This window comes from Paenibacillus dendrobii (assembly GCF_009807035.1).
Lineage (GTDB): Bacteria > Bacillota > Bacilli > Paenibacillales > Paenibacillaceae > Paenibacillus_AQ > Paenibacillus_AQ dendrobii.
Genome location: NZ_WUBI01000010.1, coordinates 33,728 through 48,178, shown reverse-complemented (window position 1 = coordinate 48,178; position 14,451 = coordinate 33,728). Strand labels below are relative to the sequence as shown.

At 48.7% G+C, this 14,451-nt stretch carries 14 protein-coding genes; all 14 read left to right on the top strand.

The window, feature by feature from the left end:
- Window positions 1–102: 102 nt before the first annotated feature.
- The 14 genes from rnmV (at window position 103) to GRF59_RS28820 (ending at window position 14,336) form a co-directional block, all read left to right on the top strand.
- Window positions 103–651: a ribonuclease M5 gene (gene rnmV, locus GRF59_RS28885; protein WP_160501157.1), complete on the top strand. Its 549-nt coding sequence runs from the start codon at window positions 103–105 to the stop codon at window positions 649–651.
- 3 nt (window positions 652–654) lie between these two features.
- Window positions 655–1,542, top strand: coding sequence for a 16S rRNA (adenine(1518)-N(6)/adenine(1519)-N(6))-dimethyltransferase RsmA (rsmA, locus tag GRF59_RS28880; RefSeq protein WP_160501170.1), 888 nt, complete (start codon window positions 655–657; stop codon window positions 1,540–1,542).
- Window positions 1,543–1,672: 130 nt separating this feature from the next.
- Window positions 1,673–2,572, top strand: a complete 900-nt coding sequence (gene yabG / locus GRF59_RS28875) for a sporulation peptidase YabG (RefSeq protein WP_160501156.1) — start codon at window positions 1,673–1,675, stop codon at window positions 2,570–2,572.
- 197 nt (window positions 2,573–2,769) lie between these two features.
- Window positions 2,770–3,045, top strand: coding sequence for a biofilm formation stimulator Veg (gene veg, locus GRF59_RS28870; RefSeq protein WP_160501155.1), 276 nt, complete (start codon window positions 2,770–2,772; stop codon window positions 3,043–3,045).
- 237 nt (window positions 3,046–3,282) lie between these two features.
- On the top strand, window positions 3,283–3,462 hold the full coding sequence (locus GRF59_RS28865; protein ID WP_160501154.1) for a small, acid-soluble spore protein, alpha/beta type: 180 nt from the start codon (window positions 3,283–3,285) through the stop codon (window positions 3,460–3,462).
- Window positions 3,463–3,614: 152 nt separating this feature from the next.
- On the top strand, window positions 3,615–4,469 hold the full coding sequence (gene ispE, locus GRF59_RS28860; RefSeq protein WP_160501153.1) for a 4-(cytidine 5'-diphospho)-2-C-methyl-D-erythritol kinase: 855 nt from the start codon (window positions 3,615–3,617) through the stop codon (window positions 4,467–4,469).
- 167 nt (window positions 4,470–4,636) lie between these two features.
- Window positions 4,637–5,467 (top strand): pur operon repressor, encoded by an 831-nt coding sequence (purR, locus tag GRF59_RS28855; RefSeq protein ID WP_160501152.1) that lies wholly within the window; start codon window positions 4,637–4,639, stop codon window positions 5,465–5,467.
- A gap of 192 nt (window positions 5,468–5,659) precedes the next feature.
- Window positions 5,660–5,944 carry a septation regulator SpoVG gene (spoVG, locus tag GRF59_RS28850; protein ID WP_036712730.1) on the top strand — a complete coding sequence of 95 codons (285 nt, stop codon included), beginning with the start codon at window positions 5,660–5,662 and terminating at the stop codon, window positions 5,942–5,944.
- Window positions 5,945–6,064: 120 nt separating this feature from the next.
- Window positions 6,065–7,447, top strand: coding sequence for a bifunctional UDP-N-acetylglucosamine diphosphorylase/glucosamine-1-phosphate N-acetyltransferase GlmU (glmU, locus tag GRF59_RS28845; protein ID WP_202128941.1), 1,383 nt, complete (start codon window positions 6,065–6,067; stop codon window positions 7,445–7,447).
- Window positions 7,448–7,597: 150 nt separating this feature from the next.
- On the top strand, window positions 7,598–8,551 hold the full coding sequence (locus GRF59_RS28840) for a ribose-phosphate diphosphokinase (protein ID WP_160501150.1): 954 nt from the start codon (window positions 7,598–7,600) through the stop codon (window positions 8,549–8,551).
- Window positions 8,552–8,677: 126 nt separating this feature from the next.
- Window positions 8,678–9,238: an aminoacyl-tRNA hydrolase gene (gene pth / locus GRF59_RS28835; protein WP_160501149.1), complete on the top strand. Its 561-nt coding sequence runs from the start codon at window positions 8,678–8,680 to the stop codon at window positions 9,236–9,238.
- Between the two features lie 89 nt (window positions 9,239–9,327).
- On the top strand, window positions 9,328–9,558 hold the full coding sequence (fin, locus tag GRF59_RS28830) for an anti-sigma-F factor Fin (RefSeq protein ID WP_160501148.1): 231 nt from the start codon (window positions 9,328–9,330) through the stop codon (window positions 9,556–9,558).
- Window positions 9,559–9,757: 199 nt separating this feature from the next.
- On the top strand, window positions 9,758–13,282 hold the full coding sequence (gene mfd / locus GRF59_RS28825) for a transcription-repair coupling factor (protein WP_160501147.1): 3,525 nt from the start codon (window positions 9,758–9,760) through the stop codon (window positions 13,280–13,282).
- Complete coding sequence (locus GRF59_RS28820) at window positions 13,269–14,336, top strand: peptidylprolyl isomerase (protein ID WP_160501146.1); 1,068 nt, start codon at window positions 13,269–13,271, stop codon at window positions 14,334–14,336. The genes mfd and GRF59_RS28820 overlap by 14 nt, the downstream gene beginning before the upstream one ends.
- Window positions 14,337–14,451 lie beyond the last annotated feature (115 nt).

Below are 14,451 nucleotides of genomic sequence, written 5' to 3'. Positions count from 1 at the left end.
TGCTAAAGAAGAGGAGCATTCCTCTTCTTTTTGTTGTTTTGGATGTCCGAAAACGAGTGACACGCGAAACGGATGAGCTTTTGTGAAAGGAAGAAACGGGTCATGATAAAAGAAGTTATCGTCGTAGAAGGACGGGACGATACCGTGGCGATCAAGCGGGCGGTAGAAGCAGATACGATCGAAACTGGAGGCTCGGCAATAAACAGCCGGATACTGCAGCGAATCGCCCTGGCTCAGGAGCGCCGGGGCGTAATTGTGCTGACGGATCCGGACCATGCCGGTGAGCGGATTCGGAAGATTATTGCAAACAAGGTGCCTGGCTGCAAGCATGCGTTCATTCCGGAAGTGGATGCAACGCGCAAGGGGGATATTGGTGTGGAGAACGCTTCCCCTGAGGCGATACGAAAGGCGCTTTCCCGTGTACACACGTCCTATGAAGGCGCAGAGAGTCAAATTGATATGGAGGATCTGATGGCTGCGGGACTGCTCGTGCATCCGGATGCATCGCACAGACGAATGACCATGGGGAACCTCCTTGGGATCGGATATTGCAACGGCAAGCAATTTTATAAGCGGCTTTCCATTTTTCAGATCACGCGTGAGGAATTCGCAGAAGCGCTAAGCCGCTTAGAACAGGAAGGAGAAGAATAGATGATGAACGGTATGGACGATATCGCTTCACCAAGGCGAACGAAGGAAATTATTCAGCGTCATGGGTTTTCATTCAAGAAGAGCCTCGGGCAGAACTTTCTTATCGATCAGAATATTTTGAGTAAGATTGTTGAGGCGGCAGGGCTTGATTCAACCAAGGGGGCATTGGAGATTGGTCCAGGCATCGGTGCGTTGACTGAGAAGCTGGTCCAGCAAGCCGCTACTGTAACTGCGGTAGAGATTGACCAGCGGCTGATACCCATTCTTCAAGAAGTTATGGAGCCCTACTCACATGTGCATATTCACCATGGGGATGTGCTCAAGACAGATCTGGCGGAATTATTCCATCGGAATTTTGCGAATGTATCCAAGGTTAGTGTCGTAGCCAATTTACCTTATTACGTCACGACGCCGATTTTGATGAAGTTGCTCGAAGAGAAGTTGCCGGTTGAGAACATCGTTGTGATGATCCAGAAAGAGGTGGCAGAACGTATGGCCGCTTCACCGGGAACGAAGGATTACGGCAGCCTAAGCATAGCCGTGCAGTACTATAGCGTTCCTGAACTGGTCTGTATCGTACCTAAGACGGTTTTTATTCCGCAGCCGAATGTGGAGTCCGCTGTCATCCGTTTGACGGTACGCGAGCAGCCAGCGGTCGAGGTCGATGATGAGGCATTCTTTTTTCAAGTCGTACAAGCTTCCTTTGCCCAGCGGCGCAAAACGATCTCCAATAACTTGAAATCGCGCTTTTTTCCGAAAGATGGCAGGGAACGCCTCGATGCATTGCTTGTTGAAGCGGGAATTGAGCCATCCCGGCGCGGGGAAACCCTCAGCCTTCAGGAGTTTGCCACGCTCAGCAATGTGCTGCTGAAGGCTGGAATACGGGAGTAGTGCTTTCGAAATCGGAGTGTGCTTCGCTGTAGTCTATACGGGGTTCCAAATGCAGTTTCATGCATATTTTGCCAAAGTGATGAACCAACAGAGAGATTTGCCCATACCATAGGGTAGGGGTGATGTTGTGATGAATGTAGGAGACCTGGTCGTCCGCAAATCATATGGCGGTGATATCGCTTTTCGTGTGGAAGATATGCGGAGCAACCTTGCTGTTATCAAGGGGACCGAATTTCGGCTGCTAGCTGATTCGCCCCTGGATGATCTTGTGAGGGTGCCGTACGCACCGCTTAATGAAAAATCCCAGAAGGCCAATATTAGAGCAAATGAATCATTTAGCAGGCTGAAGCGACATCGTGAGGAACAGACTCAGCGCAACCAGGTAGATCTTAGCGGGGATTGGCCGCTGGTAGAGCAGCAGCCGTCTTATTTTGAGGTTCCGGGTAAAGTGCTCCATTTGGATGGAGATTTAAATTACTTAAAGAAGAGTCTCAGTCTTTATCAGCAGCTGCGTGTACCCGCTGAAGGCCACTATGTGAGCGAATCAGGCATGGCTGATGCACTATACCGCCTCCTGCCTAGAGTGCGGCCGGACATCGTCGTAATTACTGGGCATGACGGTGTGCTGAAACAGCGGCCCAATAATGATCTCTATAGCTTGAACAGCTATAAGAATTCGCAGAATTTTGTGACGGCCATTCAGGTAGCCAGACAGTATGAGCGGCATTATGACACGCTTACTGTCATTGCGGGCGCCTGTCAGTCGCATTTTGAGGCGCTGCTGCAAGCGGGAGCGAATTTCGCCAGCTCGCCGGGGCGCATCCTCATTCATGCGCTGGATCCTGTGTACGTAGCCGCAAAGGCTTCGTTTACATCGGTACGGGATACGATCAACATGACAGACGTGTTGCACAACACGATCAGTGGAACTCAGGGTGTTGGGGGCATTGAGACAAGAGGGAGCTACCGCATAGGGTTGCCTCGTCTGAATGATCTCACGCAGCTCAAGGTGACGCCTTCGGTGATGTAAAAAAGTATTCTTTGAACCTTAATCATGCTTTATGATTAAGGTTTTTTTGTCGTTTATCGCGTGTATGCGGAAATACTCCAAAATCCCGCAAAAAAATCCGTTGACAACTCAATTTTAATGCTGATATAATTAAAATTTTATTTGACAAATTCCACTCTCCGAGTTATAATGGACAAGGAAAGAGGTGGTCGTCGACAATGGCTAAAAATGCGCTGTTGGAAATCAAACGCAATCTCGAAGCTCATGTAGGACAAAAAATATCGCTTCGGGCAAACGGTGGTCGCCGAAAGACCGTCGAGCGAACTGGTGTCTTGGAAGAAACGTACCCTTCTGTTTTTATTGTAAAGCTGGACCAAGAACAGCAAACCTTTAAACGTGTTTCATACAGCTATGCAGATATTCTTACTGAATCCGTGGAAGTTACCATTTGCGATGATAACGCAGAGACCCGGATTGAGTTGGAAAAAGCGTAACTTTTCATTCGGAACAGCCATCCTTCGCGGAGGGCTGTTTTTTGTTGGCAGCCTCCTTTCCGAATGAGGATCATTTCCCTGAGAAATAATACATAAGGCGTTGCCCTATAGTTAAACTGGCTTCACAGCAACAGCAACAGCAACAGCAAAATAAAGTAATTCAAAAGTCCCTTGGAGGATGAGCAAGCCAAGTTGTGGTAATCATTCGTATAAATGAATTGATAAGGAGGATTTATCATGAGCCGCAGACGCCGCAGTGTGATGTCAGAGGAACTGAAAAATGAGCTTGCCAAGGATTTGGGGTTTTATGAGACGGTTCAGCAGGAAGGGTGGGGCGGTATCAAGGCCAAGGATGCAGGCAATATGGTGAAGCGCGCCATTCAGCTCGCCGAGCAAGCCGCATCGCGTAAACCGTAAATCCAAACAGACGAATTCAGCGGAGACCACCATCTTGCATGGGGATCTCCGTTTTTCGTAACCAAACGCAAGGTTCGAAATGACTTGCATGATACAGTTTGTTATAATGATTTGAAGCTGATATGAGGGAAACTTGAGGGTGGGTGAACGCCTTGAAAATTTACGAAAAAGCGCCAGCCAAAATTAATTTGATGCTGGACGTATTACATAAACGGCCTGATGGGTTTCATGAGGTCGAAATGGTTATGACAATGGTGGACTTGGCGGATCGTTTGGAAATGTCGGATCTGCCGCGGGATACCATCATTATTACGAGCCAGGCGGGGTATATTCCGCTGGATGAGAAGAATCTGGCCTTTCAGGCTGCAAGGCTGATTAAAGACCGCTACGATGTCAAAAGCGGCGTGCACATTCATTTGGATAAAAAAATCCCGGTAGCTGCAGGCCTGGCGGGAGGAAGCAGTGACGCAGCTGCGGCGCTTAGAGGGCTGAACCGCCTCTGGAATTTGAATATTCCGGTTCAGGAGCTTCAGGAGCTTGGAGCTGAACTGGGATCGGATGTTCCCTTCTGCGTGACCGGTGGAACGGCGCTGGCAACGGGAAGAGGAGAGAAGCTGACGAATGTCTTCAATCCGCTGCAGGGTTGGGTCATTTTGGCCAAACCTCCGATCAATGTATCAACGGCCGAAGTATACGGGAAGTTTAGAGCAGCAGAAGTGAAGCAGCATCCTTCTGCCAGCGGCATGATTCAGGCGGTTGAAGCTGGGGACTTTGGGGCCGTATGCGCGGGTCTTGGCAATGTCTTGGAGGATGTGACCCTGAAGCTTCATCCGCAGGTTGGGCAGCTTAAGGATGCGATGCTCAAGCTTGGGGCGGACGGCGCACTCATGTCGGGCAGCGGACCAACTGTGTTTGGCCTCGTTTACAAGGAAGCGAAGGTAGCTCGAATCTATAACGGCCTCCGAGGCTTTTGTAAGGAAGTATATGCCGTGCGACTGTTGACCTAAGACCCGCGTTATTGTACAAACACGTACAAAAATGTTATATTTATACTATAATATTCGGATTTTACTCATAGATAAGAGTTTGAATTGAGAAATGGCTTGTAATTAGTCAATGAATTTTGATTTTAAGCCTTAAGTTTAATGAATAATGTGATAGCGAGGAGTCATTCGTGAAAAAATTAAAGCGAAGCGCGCGTCTGGTCGAGATGACCCAGTATCTTCTATCCAGACCCCATACATTAATTCCGCTTACCACGTTCGCCGACCGGTACGGTGCAGCCAAATCTTCGATTAGCGAGGATTTGGTGATTATCAAGGAAGTATTCGAGGATGAGGGCATGGGTGAGCTGCTGACCATGGCGGGGGCAGCCGGAGGAGTGAGGTTCATTCCCAAGATCCCGAAGGAGCAGGCCCTTATTTTTGCTCAGGACCTGTGCAGCCAGCTGCAGCAGAAGGACCGGATTCTCCCGGGGGGATATTTGTACATGTCCGATTTGCTGGGGCAGCCGTCGCTGATGGATGAAGCGGGTAAAATATTCGCCACCGCTTTTGCCGATCAAGATATCGATGTGGTCATGACGGTGGAGACTAAGGGAATTCCGCTGGCCTATGCGACTGGAGCTCAGCTTAACCTTCCCGTTGTTCTAGTGCGCCGTGACCACCAGGTTACGGAGGGGTCGGCGGTAAGCATCAATTACGTCTCGGGCTCGCATAAGAGTATTCACACCATGTCCTTGTCGCGCCGGGCACTGAAAGAAAAGTCCAAGGTGTTGATCGTGGATGACTTCATGAAAGCAGGCGGAACGATTCAAGGCATGGTCGACCTGCTGGCTGAATTTGAGGCCGAAGTTGCAGGCGTGGGCGTTCTGGTGGAATCGGGGTCCGTGGAGTCGGAGGAACGTCTTCTTCATGATTATGTTTCACTCGCCATCTTAACTGGCGTGGATTCAAAATCGAAAGAAATTGACGTTAGCCCAGGCAACTATTTTAACAAGCGATAAATGTTGATAAACACTGCAAATTTTGTCGATTAAAATCTTTTATCGGCGAATAGTTCCGAAGTCTGTCGACATTTTCAATCTTATAAAAAAATTCCTGAATTTAGGACATTTTATTGCCCCAAAAAAGAGGATTTCGCTTCGCTGTGTGGAATTATACACCAAGTCTCTGATGGAAAAAGGTGGTGAACACACATGCAAATTACGGATGTCAGACTCCGCCGAGTCAACTCTGAGGGGAGAATGAAAGCAATCGCATCCATTACCATTGATAACGAATTTGTGGTTCATGATATTCGTGTAATCGATGGCAACAATGGAATGTTCGTTGCTATGCCGAGCAAGCGCACTCCAGACGGAGAATTCCGCGACATTGCCCATCCGATCTCTTCCGGTACTCGGGAGAAGATCCAAACGGCTGTTTTGGCGGAATATGAACGCGCTGCCAACGAAGAAGAAGTGATTGAGGAAGGCGCTTAAGCTTTACAATTGGGGTTCAAGGAAAAGAGAGCCAGGACTATGGCTCTCTTTTCTTTTTGCGTAGAATACGATATATTCAGTAGTGAGTTCAAGAGTAGGAGGTCAAGACCCTTGAAAAGAATGGCGATTGTTCTTGCCGCAGGGCAGGGTAAACGAATGAAATCGAAACTGTACAAAGTGCTGCATCCCGTTTGTGGGAAGCCTATGGTAGGGCATGTGCTGGATACCGTAAAACAAGTCAACTGTGAACGCAGCATTGTCATCGTAGGGCACGGTGCGGAAGCTGTCCAATCTTATCTGGGTGAGACCGCTGAATATGTACTGCAGGAACAGCAGCTCGGGACAGGTCATGCCGTGAAAATGGCGAAGGACCTGCTGGGATCGGAAAATGGCTCCACCATTGTTATTTGCGGAGATACGCCGCTCGTGACCGCGGAAACGCTGGAAGCTCTGACAGGGCTTCATGAAAGCAACCATGCGGCCGCAACGGTGCTGACGGCTTATACGGAAAATCCTAAGGGCTACGGACGCGTCATCCGCAGCGAGGACGGAAGCGTCCTGCGTATTGTGGAGCAGAAGGATTGCACGCCTGAAGAGGATGCCGTCCGCGAATTTAATACAGGCACATACTGCTTTGATAATGCTAAGCTGTTCGCAGCACTGGAGAAAGTAACGAACCAGAATGTTCAACAAGAATATTATTTGACGGATGTCATTGGAATTCTGGTTAATCAGGGAGAAACCGTTCTTGGTTACATGACTGAGGACTATGCGGAATCCATTGGTGTCAATGACCGTTTGGCGCTTTCAGAGGCAGAGCGTTTGATGCGTGAGCGCATCAATATACGCCATATGCTGAACGGCGTAACGATTATTGATCCGGCTTCGACTTATATTGGTGCTGACGTAACCATCGGCTCTGATACGGTTCTATACCCGGGTACTGTGCTTAAAGGCAGTACGGTCATCGGTGAAGATTGCCACATTGGCCCGCAAAGCGACATTAAGGATTCTGTCATCGGCGACGGTGTCGCCATCAAACATTCCGTGCTCGATCAGGCCGAAGTGGGAAGCCGTACGTCCGTCGGTCCTTTTGCATATCTGCGTCCAAAATCCCAGTTGGGTGAAGACGTGAAGATCGGCGATTTTGTGGAAATTAAAAATGCCAAGATTGATAATGGCTCTAAAGTATCGCATCTTAGTTATGTCGGCGATGCAAACGTAGGTAAAAACGTTAATGTCGGCTGCGGAGCGATAACAGTCAACTACGATGGGTATAATAAGTTTATAACAGAAATTGAAGATGATGCTTTTATCGGCAGCAACGTCAATTTGGTCGCCCCTGTGAAGGTTGGAAAAGGTGCTTATGTGGTTGCAGGCTCAACCATTACGCATTCCGTGCCTGAAAACGATCTGGCTATCGCCAGAAAGCGTCAGGAGAACAAACCGGGTTATGCGGAGAAGATCCGCGCCCGTGCAAAGGCAAAAAAAGACAAGAAGTAGCTTTAACATCCAAAGGATGATTAAATAGATATATAAAATGAATTAAAGCGAACCCATTTTCTTTAGTTCAATTTATGTATAGAACATTGTTCAAACGGCAATGGAGACAGGCATGAATTTCAATGAACCAGCACGGAGGGTTTTTATTCTATGACTTATTGTGATTCGAAACTAAAGATTTTTACTTGTAACTCCAATCAGAAGCTCGCACAGCAAATTGCCGATTATATCGGAATTCCAATGGGCGATTCTCACACGACCAGCTTCAGCGACGGGGAAATTCAGGTGAAGCTGAATGAGAGCGTTCGCGGTTGCCACGTCTATGTGGTGCAATCTACTTGTGGACCGGTTAACGACAATCTGATGGAACTGCTCATCATGGTCGATGCCCTGAAACGCGCTTCCGCAAAGAGCATTAACGTCGTAATTCCTTACTACGGTTATGCGCGTCAGGACCGTAAGGCCCGTTCACGCGATCCGATCACGGCGAAGCTTGTGGCGAATCTGATTGAGAAGGCTGGAGCGCACCGCGTCATTACGATGGACCTGCATGCCATGCAGATTCAAGGATTCTTCGATATTCCGGTGGATCATTTGCTCGGAGTGCCGATTCTGGCGCAATATTTCCGTTCCAAGCAGATCGAAAATCCGGTTGTCGTTTCTCCTGACCATGGCGGTGTTGTCCGTGCCAGAAAGCTGGCTGATTTCCTGAATGCTCCGCTGGCGATTATCGACAAGCGCCGTCCGGAACCAAACGTGAGTGAAGTCATGAACATTATCGGTAATATCGAGGGTAAAACCGCGATTCTCATCGATGATATCATCGACACGGCGGGTACCATTGTCCTTGGTGCCAATGCACTGATGGAAGGTGGAGTTAAGGAAGTATATGCCTGCTGTACGCATCCGGTGTTCTCCGGCCCGGCGATGGAACGGCTTGAAAACTCTCCGCTGAGTGAGGTCATTGTGACGGATACCATTCCGATCTCGCATCCTGATCCAAGCAACAAAATCAAAGTGCTATCGGTAGCTCCGCTTATGGGCGAAGCCATTATCCGGGTTCATGAAGAACTGTCGATCAGTAAGCTGTTTGAAATCGAATAGATATTATAGAGTGGAATTAAACTCGTTATCACCTTAGTTCATTCTATATCACTAGCGAAAGGGTTATGTTTCCTGAGGGAAATATAACCCTTCTCGCCATATGATCGCCTGGAGGAAAGAATCAAAATGAAATGGATTGTCGGACTCGGGAATCCCGGTTCAAATTACGAAAAAACGCGTCACAACGTTGGTTTTATGATGCTCGACGCCTTGGCCAAGCGCCATGGAATCACCTTTGGTCCCAGCAAGTGCAAGGCGCTGATCGGCGAGGGCTTTATCGGAATGAACAAGGTTGTGCTAATTAAGCCTATGACCTATATGAACTTGTCCGGTGAAGCAGTACGGGCCTACATGGATTATTACAAGGTTAAACTGGAAGATATGATTGTTGTCTATGATGACCTGGATACAGAAATCGGTAAAATCCGTTTGCGGTATCAAGGGAGTGCTGGCGGTCACAATGGCATTAAGTCGATCATTCAGCATACGGGAACGCAAGTCTTTGATCGTATTCGCATGGGAATCTCGCGCCCGGAGCCGGGCTTTGCCGTCGTAGACTATGTATTGTCGGCTTTTCCCAAAAAGGAGAAGGAACCGCTTGAGAGCATGATCGAGCATGCTTGTGATGCGGCTGAATTTAGTCTGGAGCATACCTATGAGCAGACGATGGCGAAGTTCAACGGATAGAAATATGGCTAGCAGCTTCGGAAAACAGGGCTAAATCAAGTGCGTAGCGGGCATAATGAGGGTATAAATCACCTTCAGGAGGCATATAGATGGCTATAAATTATATCTGCCGGCACTGCCGCACGCCGCTAGGAAGCATTGATTCCGCCCAGGTGACTGATGCGCAGCTAGGGTTCCATTCCTTGACCCCTGCGGAACGTAGAGATATAATAGCGTATGATTTAAGCGGAGATATCACAGTCAAAGTGATTTGCGATTACTGCAGAGAGGCACTGGAGCAACATCCGGAGCTGAGTCTCGTGACAAGTCCGCTTCAATAATGCGTTAAGATGGTGGGATACCCGTCAATTTTGGGGCCTTAGCAGTTGCTGAGGCTTCTTTTCGGTATTCCTTTTGGCGCCCTTCAATAGAGAGTACAGAAAGAATCGCAACCCGAACCATTTTATGGTAAAATCTTTCGGGATACCCGGCGAATAGAATGAGAATATCCTAAAAGTAAGCATGAGAGAGGTGCCCCTTTTGTTACAAGCACTTATAGAAGCGTTTTCCAAAGATCCGGATTTGCAGTCCGTGATGGCCGGCGTAAAGGCCGGAATGAAAGAACAGCTGGTATCCGGCTTGTCGGGTTCTGCACGCCAGATGATGCTTGCGGCGCTATTTGAAGAAGTTAAGCGTCCGATGCTGATCGTAACCCATAATATGTTTTCCGCCCAAAAAATCGCTGAGGATTTACAGGAAGCGCTTACACCGGATCGGGTTTTGCTGTATCCGGCCAATGAGCTGGTAGCCGCTGAGTCCGCCGTATCCAGCCCTGAAACCCTGGCTCAAAGAATTGACGTGTTGATGAGATGCGCACAGGGATTTTCAGGTGTTGTTGTCGCGCCTTTTTCCGGTGTTCGGCGGTTCCTTCCTTCTCCTGAAGTGATGGGAAACGCCCGGATTCGCATCGAAGACGGTGGAACGCTGGTAGTAGATACGTTCATGTCCCGTATGATTGAAATGGGTTATGAACGGGTGGAGCGTGTGGAAAGCAAGGGTGAGATGAGTCTTCGAGGAGGCATTATCGATTTCTATCCGATGACCTCTCAGCTCGCATTCCGGGTCGAGCTATTTGACGATGAAGTAGACTCGATTCGCACCTTCGATCCGGCCGATCAACGTTCCATTGATAAAGTCAAAGAAGTGACTATTACGCCTTGCAAGGAAATCATCGCCGATCAGCATCGGCTGGTGCAGGCCGCAGAGGCTGCGGGACATTTGCTGGAAGAACAGCTCGGCAAAATGACCGACCGTCAGGCTAAACTGCGTCTAACCGAAGAAATGAACCGGGAAATGGAGCTCCTGCGTGAGCATGTCTATTTCCCTGAAATTTATAAATATATCTCTTTACTCTATCCGGAGCGCAAAACGCTGTATGATTACATGCCGAAGGACACGGTACTCATTTTGGATGAGCCTGCTCGTCTGCTGGAGACCGCTAGGCAGCTGGAGCGCGATGAATCGGAGTGGAATCTGCATCTGCTTCAGAACGGTAAAACGTTACCGCAGCTGCATTTATCCGTGGAAAATGAAACGGTGCTCTACCATCGTCCGTTCCAGACGATTTTCATGTCTATTTTCCTGCGTCAGGTGCCACATACCCAGCCGCAGAACATTTTGAATTTTATCAGCCGGGGGATGCAGGATTTCCATGGTCAAATGAATGTGCTCAAATCAGAAATGGAGCGCTGGCATAAATCTGGAGTCAAGGTGATTATGCTGGCCAGCGGTGATGAACGGCTTGACCGGATGCGCCGGGTGCTTCAGGACTATAATATCGACGAGCCAATCATGCTCCAGGGCAATCTGCAGACCGGATTTGAGATGCCTTCCATTCATCTGGCGGTCATTACCGAGGGTGAAATGTTCTCGCAGAAGCAGCGCAAGATTCGCAAGCTGGGCAAGAACATGGATAATGCTGAACGCATTAAGAGTTATACCGAGCTGAAGGTCGGGGACTATGTCGTTCACCAGAACCACGGCATCGGTAAATATATGGGCATTGGCACGCTTGAGATTAACGGCATTCATAAGGACTACATGCATATTCTATATGCCGGCGGCGATAAGCTGTCGGTACCGATCGAACAGATTGACCTGATTCAGAAATACGTAGGTTCCGAAGACAAGGAGCCTAAAGTATATAAGCTGGGCGGCAATGAGTGGAATAAGGTAAAAAGCAAGGTTCGTTCCTCTGTACAGGATATCGCCGATGATCTGATCAAGCTGTATGCGGAGCGCCAGTCCACAACGGGCTTTGGTTTTGAAAAGGATACTGCCGAGCAGCGCGAATTCGAGGAAATGTTCCCTTATGATGAAACGCGCGATCAGCTGCGGGCCATAGAAGAAATCAAAAATGATATGGAACAGAATCGCCCGATGGATCGACTGCTATGTGGAGACGTTGGCTACGGCAAGACCGAGGTCGCGATCCGTGCAGCTTTCAAGTCGGCGATGGAGGGCAAGCAGGTTGCAGTGCTGGTACCGACAACGATTTTGGCGCAGCAGCATTACGAGACGTTCCGCGAACGTTTTTCCGGTTATCCGATTAACATTCAGGTACTCAGCCGTTTCCGTTCACGGAAGGAGCAAAATGAGACGATTAAAGGCATCCGCCAGGGAACCGTGGACATCGTTATCGGTACGCACCGCCTCTTGTCCCAAGACTTGATCTTTAAAGACCTGGGTCTGCTAATTGTGGACGAGGAGCAGCGTTTTGGCGTTACCCACAAGGAGAAACTGAAAAGGTTGAAGACGAACGTGGACGTACTGACCCTTACGGCGACGCCAATCCCCCGGACGCTGCATATGTCGATGCTAGGCGTGCGTGATTTGTCGGTTATCGAAACGCCGCCGGAGAATCGCTTTCCTGTGCAGACTTATGTCGTTGAATACAGCCAAACCCTCGTTCGCGAAGCGATTGAACGGGAGCTTGCGCGTGGAGGCCAGGTGTACTATCTATATAACCGGGTACAGGGCATTCAGGAAATGGCGAGCCAAATCACAGCCCTTGTGCCAGACGCCAAAGTGGGAGTCGGCCATGGCCAAATGTCCGAATCGGAGCTCGAAAAAACGATTCTGGATTTTCTGGACGGTGAATACGACGTGCTTGTCAGCACGAGCATAATTGAGACCGGTGTGGATATTCCCAACGTGAATACGCTGATCGTGCATGATGCAGATAAAATGGGCTTGTCCCAGCTTTACCAGCTTCGCGGGCGTGTGGGGCGATCCAACCGGATTGCTTATGCTTATTTCACATACCAGCGGGATAAAGTGTTGACCGAAGTCGCCGAAAAACGGCTGCAGTCGATCAAGGAGTTCACGGAACTCGGTTCCGGGTTTAAAATCGCCATGCGCGACTTGTCCATCCGGGGGGCGGGAAATCTTCTCGGTGCGGAGCAGCACGGATTCATTGCTTCTGTCGGGTTTGATCTGTACTCGCAAATGCTGGCGGAAGAGATCAAGAAACGTAAGGTGTCTATGCTCGGAGAGAAGGAAGAGCCTTCGAAGGCATGGAATACCACGATCGATATCGGCATCGATGCTTATTTGCCTGCGGATTACATCTACGACAGCATACAGAAAATTGAAATCTACAAGAAAGTTGCCGTGGTGGGTACGTTCAGCGATGAACGAGAGCTGGAGGATGAGCTGCTTGACCGTTTCGGGGAGCTGCCTGAAGCGGTAATTAACCTGCTCGCGGTAGCCCGATTGAAAATATACGGCAAAATGTATGGTATCGACTCCATCACCCGTCGCGGGGACGATCTTCTGCTGAAGTTCTATGAAGGCCAGGAGAAGAAGGTCAGCACATCGAAGCTCGCCCAAGTTGGTAATAAATTCGAAAGACGTGTACAATTTGAGCAGGAGTCTCATATGTCAATACGCATTAAGGGTAAGGGGCTCGACGAAGGGCAGCTGCTCACATTGCTGGAACAATTTCTGAAGGCAATTCGCGAGCTGTTTAAATCGAAGGAGGAACTTCAGGATGTTGTTCAATAACAAAAGAGCATGGAAGGGCATCGCTCTCATGGTCATTGCGGCCATGTCCGTATCCATGCTGGCTGCTTGCGAAAAGAGTAAGTCGGCAGACAAAAGCGATACAAGCAAAGTCGTGGCAACCTATAAAGGCGGGGAAATTACCGAAAAGGAACTTGAAACGCAAAAGGGAATCGTGGCATTCATGTCACCGGATTACGCCCAGCTTATCAATATGAGTGATTTTCAGGATTATATCGTCAAGCAAAAGATTGCTTTTGAATACTTAAGCAATAAAGCGAGCGATGCTGCGAAGAAGGAAGGCGAAAAGCAGGCTACTCAGGTTCTGGATCAAAACAAGCAGAAAATGGGAGAAAAGCAATTTAAACAGGCTCTGGAAGCCGAAAAACTGAACGAAGACGATCTCAAGCAGTACTTGGTACAAGCTATGACGTCGATGTCGGATATGACCAGCAAGGTAACGGAAGAGGAGATTAAGAACAAATTCGAGGCTACCAAGCAGGATTATACCGTTGCATCGCTTCATCATATTCTGATTGGGCTGCAGTATGGCGATAAAAAGGAACGCACCAAGGAAGAGGCACTTAAGGTCGCCAAAGAAGTGAAATCCCAACTGGATCAGGGGGGAGATTTCGCTGAGTTGGCCAAGAAATATTCTGATGACAGCGCGACTAAAGAAAACGGCGGATTGTACGAAAATTTCACCTTGGGACAAACGAGCGTTAACGAATTCAAGGAGCAAGTACTGACCCTTCCGTTGAGTAAAATCAGCGAGCCGTTTGAATCGACTCTCGGGTATCACATCGTGAGGGTGGACTCTCGCAAGGAAACGTCGTATGACAAGCTGACTGCAGAGCAGAAGGATATTATCAAGCAAACCTTAGGCGCTGCCAAAATTGACAACTTCATGCAGAACGAGTTGAAAAATATCATTCAAAAAATTGATCTGCCTAAATCGACCGAAGCGCCTGCGGGAAGCACGGGGACGAATGGTTCCAAATCAGAAGGTTCGGATCAAGGAGACACCAGCAAAACTGAAGATACAACCGGAAAATAATGCACTATACCAGGTAGGTTATGCGGCCTTGAAAGCTTATTTTAATCTATATATTGAATGAATAAGCTTGGGGTGAACACCGGTTATACAGAATCCGAAACGGAATAATCCTGAA

Bases quoted from the DNA above. Each gene is read 5' to 3' on its own strand.
- veg (WP_160501155.1), top strand. From the start codon at position 2,770: ATGGCTAAAAATGCGCTGTTGGAAATCAAACGCAATCTCGAAGCTCAT.
- rsmA (WP_160501170.1), top strand. From the start codon at position 655: ATGAACGGTATGGACGATATCGCTTCACCAAGGCGAACGAAGGAAATT.
- yabG (WP_160501156.1), top strand. From the start codon at position 1,673: ATGAATGTAGGAGACCTGGTCGTCCGCAAATCATATGGCGGTGATATC.
- GRF59_RS28865 (WP_160501154.1), top strand. From the start codon at position 3,283: ATGAGCCGCAGACGCCGCAGTGTGATGTCAGAGGAACTGAAAAATGAG.
- pth (WP_160501149.1), top strand. From the start codon at position 8,678: ATGAAATGGATTGTCGGACTCGGGAATCCCGGTTCAAATTACGAAAAA.
- GRF59_RS28840 (WP_160501150.1), top strand. From the start codon at position 7,598: ATGACTTATTGTGATTCGAAACTAAAGATTTTTACTTGTAACTCCAAT.
- spoVG (WP_036712730.1), top strand. From the start codon at position 5,660: ATGCAAATTACGGATGTCAGACTCCGCCGAGTCAACTCTGAGGGGAGA.
- fin (WP_160501148.1), top strand. From the start codon at position 9,328: ATGGCTATAAATTATATCTGCCGGCACTGCCGCACGCCGCTAGGAAGC.
- glmU (WP_202128941.1), top strand. From the start codon at position 6,065: ATGGCGATTGTTCTTGCCGCAGGGCAGGGTAAACGAATGAAATCGAAA.
- rnmV (WP_160501157.1), top strand. From the start codon at position 103: ATGATAAAAGAAGTTATCGTCGTAGAAGGACGGGACGATACCGTGGCG.
- GRF59_RS28820 (WP_160501146.1), top strand. From the start codon at position 13,269: ATGTTGTTCAATAACAAAAGAGCATGGAAGGGCATCGCTCTCATGGTC.